A 13,934-nucleotide genomic window follows, 5' to 3' on the forward strand; every position below is an offset into this window, starting at 1 on the left:
AACCGCTTCACTCATCACTAGCGATGAAGGAATCGTGGACCCTCGTCCAAAACGGGAACGGGCGGAATCTGCCAAAGCGGACCTTCTCATCCGCCACCTTATATTCGATAGATTTCACATCTTTATGCAACAGTTGTAAATGATCGATCGTCACCATGAAATCCGGCCCTTTGACCGGCGTCAGCACACAACTATGATGCGCAGGGAGGACGAGCGGAGAGCCGACTGTCCGGAACACCCGGTTGTTGATCGAAGCCATTTCGGTTAATTGAATCGCATGCAAGGACGGGTGGATAATCGCGCCACCAAGAGCCTTATTATAGGCGGTCGAGCCCGATGGCGTTGACATGCATAGTCCGTCCCCGCGGAATCTTTCGAAATGCACACCATTCAATTCCACGTCCATGACCAACGTCACTTCAGGTGATTTCACCGTTGATTCATTGAGCGCCAAATATTTTGCGACCTTTTCGGAATGGCGATAATTGATCGTCACTTCGAGGAGCGGGTATTCGATGACGTTGTACTCTTGACGGGCAATGAGCAGGACAAGCTTTTCCAATTCGACAGGCTTCCAATCGGCATAGAATCCGAGATGACCGGTATGGATGCCGATGAAAGCTGTATCTTTTAAGCGATGGATATACTTATGGAATGCATGCAGCAGTGTACCGTCCCCTCCGATAGACAAAACGATATCAGGTTCATCTTCGTTGAAGACAAGCCCGAAATCAGTCAAGTATTCCTTCGCTTCATCTTTTAACCGATTCGATAATGAATCATTTCTCGTCTGGATGGCGAATTTCATCATTGACTCCCCTTTTCCGATTCTTTTTGCCGTCGTAGTTCCTCTCGTTCGTTTCCTTGAAAGCGCTGAAGTATTGCTGGGCATCATGTATTTCATCCCGAATCAACGACATTTCCTCATCTAACCTGAAAGCGGCTTCGGCAGCCCTTTCCAGCCGATGTCTAATTTCGTCCGGCAATTCGCTTTGATATTTATAATTCAAGGAATGCTCGATGGAAGCCCAAAAGTTCATTGCCAACGTACGGATCTGAATTTCTGCAAGTATCGTCTTTTCTCCGTGGATCGTCTGGACCGGATACTCGATGATCATATGGTAAGACCGGTATCCGCTCGGTTTTTTATGTGAAATATAATCCCTTTCCTCGACGACTTGCATATCAGTGCGTTGCCGTAATGTCTGTACAACTTTGCCGATGTCATCGACGAACTGGCACATAATACGGAGGCCGGCAATATCCGGCAATTCCTCCGCCAACTCCGCCGAAGGTTTGAATGGAATGCCCTTTTCAAGGGTCTTATCGTAGATGCTTGCGAGAGGTTTCACCCTTCCCGTCACGAATTCCACAGGCATATGGACGCCTTCGAGTTCGTATTGTGCACGAAGCCCCTTCAACTTCACTTTCAATTCGGCAACAGCCAATTTATACGGTTCAAGAAATTGCTTCCACTCCTTCATGAGTAGCCCTCCAAACTATAGGTTGATGTTTTGGAGGAAGGCCTCGAATTCCTGCTCCACTGCAGTCGTGAATGCCTCTCCATAATTGTCGTTCCCTTCGATGTTATAAACGAGCATCGTCAGCTCCTCTACAAAACCTGGCAATGGGAGTTCTTCATCATGCCAGATGAGGACCGGATCGTTGCCGGTTTGCAACGCCTTCGCCATGTACGGCCAAGTATCTTTCGGGAAATGTATGTATGTATAACCTTCGTCAATGTCCATCAAATAGACAAAAGCGTGCTCATCGGAATCGGTTATCATTTTCTTTGCAGGAGTGCCACTCGGACGGTCAGCTTTCTCGTCCAATAAAAACTGGATTTCATTGCCGTTTTCTTGCCCTTTTATCACTCGGTTTTGGATTCGCATAGGTCTTCTTCCTTTCAATGATCTTACGTTTAGTCTACCATATGATGGCCTCTGGTGCAGTCTGTAGCATGCGTTTTTATCTCGGACTTGATATACTTGATTCAAATGCAACTTCAGATAGTCCTAAAGAAAGGGAGTAACAAAATGGATGCACGCACAATACGTACATTAATGGATATTCAGGCGATGCAGACACTCGGTTCGGTGCAAACTTTTGCGAACAGTCAGGAGTCAACCTCTTCCCTGTTCAGTGTGATGATAAATGATATTTTAAATGGTATGACGAGCGATGCCCCGAGGACGGAGACGATTCCATTTCAGTCATTCGGCATGCTTGGAAGTCTACAGACGATGAACAGTCTCCAATATTCAGGGCCGAACAGCGTTTATTTGCCGGAAGGGTTTCAATCGGCCGTCTTCACTTCTCAGGCAATGAGTCGTGGAGCTGCCGTTTTAACAGGGGAAAATGATTTTCGCGACTTCATTAGACAAGCCGCGGAAACATACCGCCTGCCTGAAAACTTAATCGCATCCGTCATTAAGCAGGAGTCCAATTTCAACAGCAATGCAGTAAGTCGTGCGGGTGCGATGGGCTTGATGCAGCTAATGCCAGGCACCGCAAGAATGTTAGGTGTGAAAGACGGATTCGATGCGGAGCAAAACATTATGGGCGGCGCGAAATATTTACGTCAAATGCTCGATCAGTTCGGCAATGTCGAGATGGCGCTGGCAGCTTACAACGCCGGTCCCGGCAACGTCAGAAAATATGGCGGAATACCGCCTTTCAAGGAAACTGAACAATATGTTTCCAAGGTGCTAAACTACTATAATCATTTTGAAGTATGACAACTTTTCAGTCCGCGAGAAGGCAATTTGTTTGTGAAAGAATTGTTTGGTTGTTAAAATGTCCATACAGTCAGAACAAAGGAGATTGACATACATGACTCGAAAACCTTTGATCCCTTACGAGGAAATCGGTGCTGAAAAATTATCGGAGCTCATCGATCGTTTTTATGAAAAAGTGGCTGTCCACCCGGACCTATATCCGATTTTCCCTGAAGATCTGACGGAAACAGCACGAAAGCAGAAACAATTTCAAACACAATATTTAGGCGGACCGAATTTATTCACGGAAGAGCACGGCCATCCGATGATGAAAGCGCGTCATATGCCTTTTCCGATAACTCCTACCCGTGCAAAAGCATGGCTCGCCTGCATGGCGGAAGCGATGGACGATGTAGGCCTGGAAGGACCTTTGCGGGAAGTGTATTACCATAGGCTCGCCATGACTGCGAACCATATGGTGAATCGAAGCGAGGGGGATGAGCGGTGAACCGGGAAACTCTGTTGGAAAGCAACGCAACTTCTTCAGCCTCCTTGTCAAAGCCCATCGAAATTTACGTATTCGTAGATCCTTTATGCATGAACAGCTGGGCGTTACAGCCATTGCTTAGGAGATTGCAAGTCGAATACGATCGATATTTCACACTGAAGATTGTTCTCCGCACTTCTTTGACGAAGACGAACTCATGTTGCATCGTCAACATGAACGATGCGAAGGCTTGCAATAAAAACCATCCGGCGTTTCCGAGCATCGCATTGAAAGCGGCGGAATTCCAAGGGAAGCGCGCAGCTTTCCGATTCCTTTCCAAGCTATTCGAGTACACATATTTGAAAAATAGGAACGTCCTCTCCTTTTCAGTACTTGTTGAAATAGCTGAAAGCCTCGGTCTAGATGTCGACGAATTCATACTCGATTTCTCGTCACAACACGTATTGCGCTCCTTGCAAGTCGATTTGCATTTGGCGAATGAAATGGAAGTGGAAGACGCGCCTTCCTTCGTTTTCTTCAATGAAAACATTGAAGATGAAGGGTTGAAGGTGAACGGAATCCATTCCTATGAAATATACGAACAGATTTTGGAAGAGATGGTCGGTTGTGAGATCTTCCCAGACACTCCACCGACTCTAGATGAATTGTTCCAGCGTTTCGATTCACTATCGACAAAAGAAATCGCTAAGATTTACAACATCCCGGAAAAATCTGCCGAACGCGAATTAAAAAAGCAGCTCCTTCTCCAAAAGATCGAAAGGCTGCCACTGACAAATATGACATTATGGCGCAAACGCCGTTAATTGAAAAAAGCAGATTGCATGGTTGATATGCAATCTGCTTTTTTCTGTGCGGAAGTGGAGTATATGATCACTTGCTGGAATATATGATCACTTGCTGAGATATATGATCACTTGCAGAGATATATGAGCACTTACAGAGATATATGATCACTTGTTAAGATATATGATCACTTGCAAGGATATATGATCACTTGCGAGGATTTATGATCACTTGCGGGGATATATGATCACTTGGCGGTAAGCGGGCCCACCACTTTCCACTCGGAGCAATAATTTTTTCAACAAAAGAAAAGAGCATCCGCTCTTGGGGGAGAGGGATGCTCTTTTACAAAGGGAATGGGAGAAATGTTCACGTTCAAACAAAAGGGGTGTATGTTTGGTATGTGATTTATTTCACATCTATAACTTATCATAAAATAATAGTAACATCAACATTTCACATAAAATTTCACATCTCTGTCACAAATAAAATATGAAACAAACCCCATACCTAATGACTTATTAGAAGTCATAAAATTGAGCCTACATTCGTTCAATAAAATGAAAGCGCTTAACTTATTGTTATACCAATATAATCAAATAAGCACGAACCGAAAAAACCTGACTTAAGCGCCAAAAACGCTCAGTCAGGTTCATTTACACTGCTTCACTCTTATCCGAGCAATTCTTCCAACTCGTTCAATCTTTCTCCGAACACCCGGCACGCTTCTTCGATTGGTTGCGAGCTTGTCATATCGACACCCGCTTTTTTCAAGACTTCAATCGGATAATCGGATGATCCCGCTTTTAGGAAATGATTGATGTAACGGTCGACGGCAGGCTGCCCTTCCGTCAGGATTTGATGGCTGAGTGCAACCGCAGCACTAAAGCCCGTCGCGTATTGATAAACGTAGTAATTGTAATAGAAATGAGGGATGCGCGCCCATTCAAGTGCGATTTCCTCGTCATCTTCCACTGCATCTCCAAAGTATTTCTTGTTCAGCTCAAAATACTCTTCCGACAACTTATCGGAGGTCAATGCAACGCCATGCTGGTCGAGCTGGTGGATCAGATGCTCGAACTCCGCAAACATCGTCTGGCGGAAGACCGTCCCACGGAAACCTTCAAGCCAATGGTTCAGTAAATAAATGCGCTTTTGCTTGTCATCGATTGTTTTTAATAAATAATCGTTTAAAATTGCTTCATTTACCGTAGATGCGACTTCAGCGACAAAAATGGAGTATCCGCTATAGTTATACGGCTGAGTTTTGCGTGAATAGTAGCTGTGCACGCTATGCCCGAATTCGTGGGCCAATGTGAACATATTGTTGACGTTGTCCTGCCAGTTCATGAGGATGTATGGATTTGTTCCGTATGATCCCGATGAATAAGCGCCTGAACGCTTCCCTTTATTTTCACGGACGTCCACCCAACGGTTTTCAAGTCCTTCTTTGACGATTGAAGTGTATTCTTCGCCAAGCGGATGGAAGCTTTCGAGCATTGTTTTTGTCGCTTCCTCGTAAGGGATTTTCATCTCGACGTCTTTGACCATTGGCGCAAACATATCCCACATATGGAGTTCATTCAGGCCAAGGACCTTTTTACGTAATGCGACATATCGATGATGCAATCCGATATTTTTATTGATCGTATTGACAAGGTTATCATATACCTGTTCCGGAATATGGTTATTCGATAGAGCCGCTTCCCGCGCAGAAGAAAACTTCCGGATGCGTGCATTAATGTTATTCCGTTTTACATTTCCGTTCAATGTGGAAGCGAACGTGTTCTTGAACTCGCCGTATTTGCTATACATCGCTTTGAATGCATCTTCACGGACCCTTGCATCCTTGCTTTCAAGGAATCGGATATACCGGCCGTGTGACAGTTCAGCCTCTTCCCCGTCTTCGTCTTTCACAGTCGGGAACGTCAAGTCGGCATTGTTCAGCATGCTGAACGTTTCCGACGAGCTGCCCGTCACTTCGCTCATCTGCGCGAGGATCGCTTCCTGTTCAGCCGGAAGGATATGCGCACGGAAAGCGTTCATTTCCTCGAATTCATGCTTATATATTTTCAAATTATCGTTAGTTTCGGCGAGACGGCTCAATTCCTCTTCTGGGATGGACAGCAGCTCAGGTGTGAAATAGGAAAGCGCTGTGGAGATTTTCACATACAATGTCTTCGCACGGCTCTCCATCGCTTGGTAGAAGCTGTTTGTCGTGTCCTGGTCGCCTTTCAGATGGGCGTACGTATACAGTTTCCCTATTCTCTGATAAATTGTATCACGATAGGAAAGCGCCTCGAACAATGCATCTGCGCTTTGATTCAACGTACCTTTAAATGTTTCTGCTTTCCCTGAAAGCTCTTCTATTTCCTTGAATTCCTGCTCCCACTCTTCGTCAGTCGGGAAAATATCCTCGAGACGCCAAGTTTCTTCAACTTTTACTTGATCACGCGTCAACACTTTGTTTTTCGAATCAGCCGTCATTTAAAAATCCTCCCCATCATCTTTCTTCGTAAATCGAATCATTATTATTCTCTCAATTATATCCATCATTTGCAAGGAATCTTTCCGAAATTAATTGCAAAATTACATTTTCTCTGAAGAGTGTTTTTTGATCTACAGATTCAATGCCGCAATTGTTCAAGAATGCGATATAATGCTCGCATGCACGCGATTTATCGTTGGAATTCCCGACGAACCCGTTGACAAAACGGTCGATTGAATACGGAGACACATCCGAAAACGGGATATTATTACGCGTAAGGAAATGGATGAATCGGAACTGCCATTCAACATCCGATTCCCGAAATGAATGATTTTTAGGTACAGGCACCCCTAACCATGGCGGCAGCTGAGTCGGGAGCATTTTCATTTCATAGCAGCTTCTTAAGAATGGGTCTTTAATGCCTCTTCTATTCAATAAAATTCGATTTTGCAGCTCCTTCTGCCGATATGTTTCATAAAGATCACCATATTGTCCTACATCCTTCTCAGTTGGTGCCTTCGGACGCGCAAAAGGGAAAATTTGAAAATCGAGCGGTAGAATGCGGTGCATTCCGATATAGCGCTGTCCGGCTACATGTAACAGGCTGCTGAAATAGTGGAATTTTTTTGTGTGGGGATTAAAGGTGAGGAGAACGGCTCCTTCAGGCGGGGTGCTGACAATAAACCATTCTTGGAACTTCGAAAACTGGAATAGGCCGACACCTTCAGAAAGGTTCGTAAGTTTCACGGGTGTATGCAATATCCAGATCGGCTCCATGCCCGCTCGGCGATAGCCATCTGTTCGCTGTTCAAGATCAGAAATGGGGATTGTGCTGCATTGGAATTCAATCGGAACCTTTGTCTTTCCTAATTTGACGAGCAGATCGGGACGCTGTGAAATAGTATCCAATAACGGTTCTAGTTCCACTTCTTGAGGGCCTGCCGATAGGAACTGATACAATAATTGCTTTCCCTTCAAGTGTTGCGGTGATTCCCCTTCAGAAAAAGATTCCCTACACGTCGTATCTTTTCGATGCGCAAAATGAGGAATGATAATGTCTCCGACTTTCAACTGGAGCGGCTCTTTGCACTGCGGACAATAAAAGCTGTGGGTCTGCCTCCACCTTCGCAGTTCATGCTTTTCCAGTTCCGGGGATAGGATGATCAGCCGGCCTTTATCGGACCAAGCTGTTAGAATTGCCCTCACTCCTTTCAATTGTATTGTAAGGAACGGGACAAGTTATTTCAAATATTATGAATTCATCGCCATCAAAAAAACTGTTCCCCATTTTATCGGGGAACAGTTTTATGTTGATATTAGTCGAAGTATTTCTTAACAGTTGCCATTACGTCAGATTCCATGATGACTTTGCCGTATTCTTCGAGGCGGTGGATCGTCACTTGGGATAAGGAGCCGAATTCTGAAATGAGACCGCAGAAATCGGATTTATCGTCATCGTCCATTTTCGATTCATCATAGACTACGTACAGGTAGAATTTATTTTCAAATGAATAAAGAGATGATTTGACTGCGTATGGGGGAATGTTCTTTGACAGAGAAATGAGGTTTTCGAATTCATCAAATACGAACATATCGGAAGTCCATACTACAGGATCATCATTCAATTCATTCATAAGCTGTTCGGAATTGGTAAACATGCTTGGATCCGGTTCGAAATTCTTCCGGTTATCGTCTGAACCGAATGGCGCATCCGATTCATCATTATCCGAAACTTGTGCCCGTGTCACTGTCACTTCAATTCCGTTATTCATCGCATGGACTTGGATCCACAGCGGACCTTCAACTTCAAACTCGGTCTCGTCGTTGATTTCGTCCATCATCTCCCAGAAGAGCTCTTCGCTTTTATCGCGATTGTACCAAACTTCTTCTCGGGTAAAGCCTCGTTCCTCAATGTCGATATACGATAAATAAAACTTTACGGTATTATCATTGATTCGCTCTATTTCCATCCCTTTTCTCTCCTTTCCTTACAAACAGGCTTTAGCCCATTTCGTTTTTTCTGCAATAAACCTGCAATGCTTATACTTACTATATGACCGTCCCGCATGTTTTGAAAGGGTTATCCACCGGTATCAGTCTAATGTTACTAGCATTGTAGAGAACATCAGCCAGCAAAGCAAGGAGAAAATAAAAAGCCGATAGGATTGGCATATGCCTGTAAACTCCCTATCAGCTTTACTACGTCTTAAATTAGTTTACCATGCGCCGCGCTTCAAGCAGCTGATAGGCCCTTACTTTTCGAGGTAGGAAGCGTCTGATTTCATCTTCATTATACCCTACCTGAAGCCTTTTTTCATCTAGAATGATCGGTCTTCTCAATAGGCCCGGATGTTCTTGGATCAATTCATACAAGCGTTGCAGTGGAAGGCTTTCCACATCTACATTCAGTTTTTGGAAGATCTTGGAGCGAGTCGAAATGATTTCGTCCGTTCCATCTTCTGTCATACGTAAAATTTGTTTAATTTCATCGATATTCAAAGGCTCCGAAAAAATATTCCGTTCAGAATACGGTATTTCGTGCTCTTCCAACCACGCCTTCGCTTTTCTACATGATGTGCAACTAGGTGAGGTGAATAATGTAACTCCCATTCGCTGACACTTCCTTTCAATCGACTTACTATCTTATATTTAGAAAATTAAATTAGAATAATTTTAAAGTAATTAGCTTAACTCCTATTATACACATATTCATTCTCAGTGAATACACTTTTTCGAAAAAAAGTGGAACAGATGATTGCCTTGTCACATTTCCGCAATATTATAGGGTTTCCAGCTCCTTAAGTTATGTACTTTGATACTTCTTTACTGTTATACCCGCAGGAAGAATAGTTTAAACATCCCTGTTCCAAAAAGATCATTTTCTCATTTAGAAATATTGAAATGAAAACCGTCATTCCCCACTTAATAGTACGGCACAAAGGTATAAAAAGTTTCAGTAAACATAGGAAAAAATCCGGAAAACCTTTTAATTAAGGCTTCCGGAAAAAGATTAAGGCGTATAATCGACACCCTCTGTATATTTATTCCTCGCGTTCCATAAAAGGAACTCATCAATTCCATTTTCTTTCAACGCTTTAATTTGCGCTTCGACTTCTTCTTTCCCGTAGTGGAGGTAGTTCCCTCTTCCAAGCCATGGAGCACTGAAGTCCTGCAGCCAAGGCCGTGAAACAGGTGGATTTTCAAGAGCTCCCAGCTTGGCGTTTTCCACTTTCGCATACTCTGCCACGAGTCGATATGGTTCGAGATCGGGCTTTGAAATGCCGAAGTAAGAAGTCCAATGACTAGGATAAATCATCGACGAGATGACATCGACATTCTCGGAAATCTTCGAGAAGTTTTGTCCAATGCCAGGCGCTTCAGGCAAAGTAGCCGAGTAGCCGAAAATATCGACAGACACATCTACACCATACGGCTTCAGCTGTTCTCTTGCATACGCAACGAAGTCCGTTACCGCTTCAACCCTGCGCTGGATCGGGTCTAGCTCTGATTCAGCATAGTCGCCCATCGAGTATTTCAATGTTTCATGCCGTTTTTCGAATCCTTCCGGAAAACGTACATAATCGAACTGTATTTCCTTGAAACCCATCTTGGCAGCTTCAATTGCAATTTCGACATTATGATCCCATACTTCCTTCATGAACGGGTTGACGAATGATTCTCTTCTCCCGTTCTTCCACACTTGATCGCCTTCCATGAATGACAGTTCAGGTTGCTTCTCCGCAAGCACGCTATCCTTGAAAACGACCACTCTTGCAATCGGATAGACCTTTTTCTCTTCAAGCGTCTCCAACATTTTACGTGGGTCTTTTATGTATGGCTGCCCGATTCCCATTTTGAATAATGGCGAATCTTCCTGCGGTTTATACGTCAAATAGCCGAAGTCATCCTTAATGTCGATGACCATTGCATTCAAGTCGGTCGAATCAATCAGTTTCAATAATCTTTCGAAGGCAGAGCCGCCTGCCGAATGTCCCGTCACGTAGATTCCACGCACTGCATCCGGATATTCAAATACAAGGCCCGAATCATAGCTGTATAGCTTGGAGCTGACAACCATTCCTTCGTCTATTGTTTCAAAACCGTATGTACGTTCAGCAAATTCAATACCGATTTTCGACCCGTCGGCTTGCACCGCCATTGGGATTGCGATTGCGCTTGCAAGCATTAAGGAGCTCATCCACTTTAATTTCTTCATTCGACACTTCCTCTCTTTCACTCATTCTATCAAAGCAAAAAAAAACAATGAATAGGTAAAGTAATCTATTCCCTAGATTTCTCGTCGAAAAACCTGTTATTATGTCGAACAATCCTTATGAAGCTTGCGTTTGCATATAGTAAGCATCAAAAATATTTTTGATTTGCTTTATTCCACAAGTCGTATTATACTTTTGACAACTATTACGAAAAGCGAAGACGGAGTGAGTATTCTTGTCGCAGCATTGAAGAGAGCCTGTGGTTGGTGCAAACAGGAATGACGGACAAGAGGAATTGGGTTCCCGAGCTTGATTGGCGAAAATGGATTGTTTTATCCATCGAGTAGCCTTTCACGTCCCCCCCGCGTTAAGGGGTTTGAGTGGCCTGCTTGCAGGCTAATTCGGGTGGTACCACGGTTGATTCAACATCAGTCGTCCCTTTTTTAGGGATGGCTGATGTTTTTTTATCTTAATTTTTATTTAAGTGATTGAGCCGATTGGAGTGGAAGGCGGCGACTCCAGCGGGAAAAGCGTCAGCAGAAGACCCCGCAACGCAGCGTAGCGAAGTGAGGAGGCTGAGGCGACGCCCGCGGAAAGCGTCCGCCTGTAACAGAAATCGACTATTTTCAGAGGAGGAATTTGAATGAAAACTATTTTTTCGGGCGTTCAACCCACAGGAACAGTAACATTAGGGAACTATATCGGGGCATTCAAACAATTTACGGAACTTCAGCATGAATACGACTGCCGGTTCTGCATCGTCGACCAGCACGCAATTACAGTACAGCAAGATCCGGAAGAATTGGCGAAGACAATCCGTTCGCTCGCTGCCATTTATATTGCCAGCGGAATCGATCCGGAGAAATCGCTTCTTTTCATCCAATCCGAAGTGCCTGCGCATGCCCAGGCAGGATGGATGATGCAATGCATTTCCTACATCGGCGAACTTGAGCGTATGACTCAATTCAAAGACAAATCCGATGGGAAAGAAGGCGTCTCAGCCGGACTTCTTACGTACCCGCCCCTAATGGCAGCGGACATTCTCATTTACAATACGGATATCGTGCCTGTCGGAGACGACCAGAAACAGCACGTCGAATTGACAAGGGACTTAGCCGAGCGCTTTAACCGACGATACGGCGAAGTGCTTACGATCCCGGAAGTACGCATACCGAAACATGGAGCCCGCATCAAATCATTGCAGGACCCATTAAAGAAAATGAGCAAATCGGATCCGAATAAAAAAGGGACGATTTCGCTATTGGATACACCGAAGCAAATCGAGAAGAAAATCAAGAGCGCCGTAACGGATTCGGATGGCATCGTAAAATTCGATGTTGAAAACAAGCCAGGAGTGTCCAACCTGCTAACAATTGAATCTGCATTAAGCGGCATCTCGATTGCCGACCTCGAGTCGAAATATGAAGGGCTTGGCTATGGTGCATTCAAAACGGGTGTCGCCGAGGCAGTCGTCGGACATCTTACACCTATTCAAGAACGCTATGATGAGCTTCTCAATTCATCGGAGCTTGACGTGCATCTTGACCGAGGAGCGGAGAAAGCGAATGCGATCGCGTCCGCCACACTTAAAAAAATGGAGTCTGCGATGGGACTCGGACGAAGACGGTAATAATTAGAAGGATGACCGCCATCACGAAAAGTGTGAAGTCACTCGTTTGGACAATGAACAGCAGGATTTGCCTCCAGCTGTAGCCGAGCGATAGATAATTGAAATAGAAGATCATATGTGTAACCGTAATGACGATTAGTCCGTAACTAATGAGGAAGAAGAAGATGCGCATCATATACATCGCCCTTTTGCTTTTCTTCCATTGTATGAATGAAAGCTCCCCTTTTAGAAGAATTTTAATAGGAGAGCTTTTTATCTTTATGCTTATATTTTCTTAAATACGAGTGAAGCGTTATGTCCACCGAAGCCGAGAGAGTTGCTCATCGCATATTCGATATCCACTTTTCTTGCTTTGTTGACGACATAGTCAAGGTCGCATTCAGGATCTTCATTCACATAATTCATCGTTGGAGGAAGAATCCCTTCCTGCAAAGCTTTCACCGTGAAGATCGCTTCCAATCCACCGGCAGCACCGAGCAGATGTCCTGTCATCGATTTCGTCGAGCTCATTGCTAGCTTATACGCATGTTCGCCGAAAACCGTTTTCGCTGCCATCGTTTCGAACAGGTCGTTGTACGGCGTGCTCGTTCCGTGTGCATTGATGTAATCGATTTTGTCCGGATCGATTTCCGCTTCAGCGAGGGCCTGACGCATTGCGCGTGCCCCACCTTCGCCTTCAGGAGCCGGCGCGGTAATATGGTGGGCATCTCCTGTTGAGCCGTAACCGACCATTTCCGCATAGATTTTGGCACCGCGTTTCACCGCATGCTCGTACTCCTCCAGAATGAGGATGCCGGCACCTTCCCCGATGACAAAGCCGTCCCTTTCCTTATCGAACGGACGTGAAGCTGTTGCTGGATCAGGGTTCAGTGACAATGCAGTATTTGCACAGAAACCAGCTACTGCCATCGTCGTGATCGGGGCTTCTGCACCGCCCGTGATCATGACGTCGGCATCTCCGCGTTTAATGACTTCGAATGCATCCCCGATTGAATTTGTTCCGGATGCACAAGCCGTCACTGTACACGAGTTGATGCCTTTTGCGCCTAAATGGATTGACACTTGCCCAGAAGCCATATCAGGAATCATCATCGGGACGAAGAACGGGCTAACCCGGCGGTACCCTTTTTCTTGGAATGTCTTGAACTGCTGCTCATGTGTTTCCATGCCGCCGATACCCGAACCGATCCAGACACCTGTGCGCAATCCAGTCTCTTCATCCAATTCGAGATTTGCATCTTTCATCGCCATGATGGATGCTGCTAACGCATAGTGCGTGAAGCGGTCCATCTTCCGCGCGTCTTTACGCGGGATATATTCTTCAATATCGAAATCTTTCACTTCTGCCGCAACTTTCACCGGAAATTGTTCACTGTCCAGTCTTGTGAGTGGTCCGATTCCGGACTTTCCGTTCAATACCGCTTCCCATGATTCTTCCGCGGAATTTCCTACTGGAGAAACTGCTCCAACTCCCGTAACGACTACACGACGTTTTTCCATTAATGAAAACTCCCCTTCATTTTTACAAATAATAATTAACCATTTTGCTTCGGTCTAAAGTGTATCTCTTATTTAATGAATTATATAGTAATCC

At 44.8% G+C, this 13,934-nt stretch carries 14 protein-coding genes and 1 other annotated feature; of the genes, 4 read left to right on the plus strand and 10 right to left on the minus strand.

Features of this window, described 5'->3' with window-relative positions; translation table 11 throughout:
- Positions 1 to 7: 7 nt before the first annotated feature.
- From AB1K89_RS04175 to AB1K89_RS04185, 3 genes are read right to left on the minus strand one after another with little or no spacing between them, the layout of a single operon-like run.
- On the minus strand, positions 8 to 808 hold the full coding sequence (locus AB1K89_RS04175; protein WP_413053535.1) for an NAD kinase: 801 nt from the start codon (positions 806 to 808) through the stop codon (positions 8 to 10).
- The gene (gene yjbM, locus AB1K89_RS04180) at positions 780 to 1,484 is read right to left on the minus strand and encodes a GTP diphosphokinase (protein WP_252502454.1); all 705 of its coding nucleotides are present in this window, start codon (positions 1,482 to 1,484) and stop codon (positions 780 to 782) included. The genes AB1K89_RS04175 and yjbM overlap by 29 nt, the downstream gene beginning before the upstream one ends.
- A 15-nt stretch (positions 1,485 to 1,499) precedes the next feature.
- Positions 1,500 to 1,892 (minus strand): UPF0738 family protein, encoded by a 393-nt coding sequence (locus AB1K89_RS04185; RefSeq protein WP_413053536.1) that lies wholly within the window; start codon positions 1,890 to 1,892, stop codon positions 1,500 to 1,502.
- A gap of 144 nt (positions 1,893 to 2,036) precedes the next feature.
- On the opposite strand from AB1K89_RS04185, the gene AB1K89_RS04190 reads away from it, so the two are divergent.
- The 3 genes from AB1K89_RS04190 to AB1K89_RS04200 all read left to right on the plus strand — a co-directional run bounded on the left by AB1K89_RS04190 (position 2,037) and on the right by AB1K89_RS04200 (position 4,028).
- Positions 2,037 to 2,738 (plus strand): lytic transglycosylase domain-containing protein, encoded by a 702-nt coding sequence (locus tag AB1K89_RS04190; protein WP_413053537.1) that lies wholly within the window; start codon positions 2,037 to 2,039, stop codon positions 2,736 to 2,738.
- A 94-nt stretch (positions 2,739 to 2,832) separates the two neighbouring features.
- Positions 2,833 to 3,225 carry a globin domain-containing protein gene (locus AB1K89_RS04195; protein ID WP_413053538.1) on the plus strand — a complete coding sequence of 131 codons (393 nt, stop codon included), beginning with the start codon at positions 2,833 to 2,835 and terminating at the stop codon, positions 3,223 to 3,225.
- Positions 3,222 to 4,028: a DsbA family protein gene (locus AB1K89_RS04200; protein ID WP_413053539.1), complete on the plus strand. Its 807-nt coding sequence runs from the start codon at positions 3,222 to 3,224 to the stop codon at positions 4,026 to 4,028. The genes AB1K89_RS04195 and AB1K89_RS04200 overlap by 4 nt, the downstream gene beginning before the upstream one ends.
- 652 nt (positions 4,029 to 4,680) lie before the next feature.
- On the opposite strand, the gene pepF is transcribed toward AB1K89_RS04200, so the two are convergent.
- The 5 genes from pepF to AB1K89_RS04225 all read right to left on the minus strand — a co-directional run bounded on the left by pepF (position 4,681) and on the right by AB1K89_RS04225 (position 10,712).
- Entirely contained in the window at positions 4,681 to 6,495 is a 1,815-nt protein-coding gene (gene pepF, locus AB1K89_RS04205; protein WP_413053540.1) for an oligoendopeptidase F, read from the minus strand.
- A 52-nt stretch (positions 6,496 to 6,547) separates the two neighbouring features.
- Positions 6,548 to 7,702, minus strand: a complete 1,155-nt coding sequence (locus tag AB1K89_RS04210) for a competence protein CoiA (protein ID WP_413053541.1) — start codon at positions 7,700 to 7,702, stop codon at positions 6,548 to 6,550.
- Between the two features lie 110 nt (positions 7,703 to 7,812).
- Entirely contained in the window at positions 7,813 to 8,466 is a 654-nt protein-coding gene (gene mecA / locus AB1K89_RS04215) for an adaptor protein MecA (RefSeq protein ID WP_413053542.1), read from the minus strand.
- Positions 8,467 to 8,707: 241 nt separating this feature from the next.
- Positions 8,708 to 9,106 carry a transcriptional regulator SpxA gene (gene spxA / locus AB1K89_RS04220; protein ID WP_060206922.1) on the minus strand — a complete coding sequence of 133 codons (399 nt, stop codon included), beginning with the start codon at positions 9,104 to 9,106 and terminating at the stop codon, positions 8,708 to 8,710.
- Positions 9,107 to 9,506: 400 nt separating this feature from the next.
- Positions 9,507 to 10,712, minus strand: coding sequence for a putative glycoside hydrolase (locus AB1K89_RS04225; RefSeq protein WP_413053543.1), 1,206 nt, complete (start codon positions 10,710 to 10,712; stop codon positions 9,507 to 9,509).
- A 206-nt stretch (positions 10,713 to 10,918) separates the two neighbouring features.
- Positions 10,919 to 11,153: a binding site (T-box leader), on the plus strand.
- Between the two features lie 200 nt (positions 11,154 to 11,353).
- On the opposite strand from AB1K89_RS04225, the gene trpS reads away from it, so the two are divergent.
- Positions 11,354 to 12,340: a tryptophan--tRNA ligase gene (gene trpS / locus AB1K89_RS04230; RefSeq protein ID WP_413053544.1), complete on the plus strand. Its 987-nt coding sequence runs from the start codon at positions 11,354 to 11,356 to the stop codon at positions 12,338 to 12,340.
- On the opposite strand, the gene AB1K89_RS04235 is transcribed toward trpS, so the two are convergent.
- Together AB1K89_RS04235 and fabF are read right to left on the minus strand one after the other, a co-directional pair.
- On the minus strand, positions 12,297 to 12,515 hold the full coding sequence (locus tag AB1K89_RS04235) for a YuzI family membrane protein (RefSeq protein ID WP_413053545.1): 219 nt from the start codon (positions 12,513 to 12,515) through the stop codon (positions 12,297 to 12,299). The genes trpS and AB1K89_RS04235 overlap by 44 nt on opposite strands.
- Positions 12,516 to 12,604: 89 nt before the next feature.
- A complete protein-coding gene (fabF, locus tag AB1K89_RS04240; protein WP_413053546.1) occupies positions 12,605 to 13,840 on the minus strand; it encodes a beta-ketoacyl-ACP synthase II in 1,236 nt (411 codons plus the stop codon).
- Positions 13,841 to 13,934 lie beyond the last annotated feature (94 nt).

Origin of the sequence: Sporosarcina pasadenensis (assembly GCF_047228845.1) — a bacterium.
Classification (GTDB): Bacteria; Bacillota; Bacilli; order Bacillales_A; family Planococcaceae; genus Sporosarcina.

Coding starts and splice junctions, on each gene's coding strand:
- AB1K89_RS04175 (WP_413053535.1), bottom strand. CDS start 808: ATGAAATTCGCCATCCAGACGAGAAATGATTCATTATCGAATCGGTTA.
- yjbM (WP_252502454.1), bottom strand. CDS start 1,484: ATGAAGGAGTGGAAGCAATTTCTTGAACCGTATAAATTGGCTGTTGCC.
- AB1K89_RS04185 (WP_413053536.1), bottom strand. CDS start 1,892: ATGCGAATCCAAAACCGAGTGATAAAAGGGCAAGAAAACGGCAATGAA.
- AB1K89_RS04190 (WP_413053537.1), top strand. CDS start 2,037: ATGGATGCACGCACAATACGTACATTAATGGATATTCAGGCGATGCAG.
- AB1K89_RS04195 (WP_413053538.1), top strand. CDS start 2,833: ATGACTCGAAAACCTTTGATCCCTTACGAGGAAATCGGTGCTGAAAAA.
- pepF (WP_413053540.1), bottom strand. CDS start 6,495: ATGACGGCTGATTCGAAAAACAAAGTGTTGACGCGTGATCAAGTAAAA.
- mecA (WP_413053542.1), bottom strand. CDS start 8,466: ATGGAAATAGAGCGAATCAATGATAATACCGTAAAGTTTTATTTATCG.
- spxA (WP_060206922.1), bottom strand. CDS start 9,106: ATGGGAGTTACATTATTCACCTCACCTAGTTGCACATCATGTAGAAAA.
- AB1K89_RS04225 (WP_413053543.1), bottom strand. CDS start 10,712: ATGAAGAAATTAAAGTGGATGAGCTCCTTAATGCTTGCAAGCGCAATC.
- trpS (WP_413053544.1), top strand. CDS start 11,354: ATGAAAACTATTTTTTCGGGCGTTCAACCCACAGGAACAGTAACATTA.
- AB1K89_RS04235 (WP_413053545.1), bottom strand. CDS start 12,515: ATGATGCGCATCTTCTTCTTCCTCATTAGTTACGGACTAATCGTCATT.
- fabF (WP_413053546.1), bottom strand. CDS start 13,840: ATGGAAAAACGTCGTGTAGTCGTTACGGGAGTTGGAGCAGTTTCTCCA.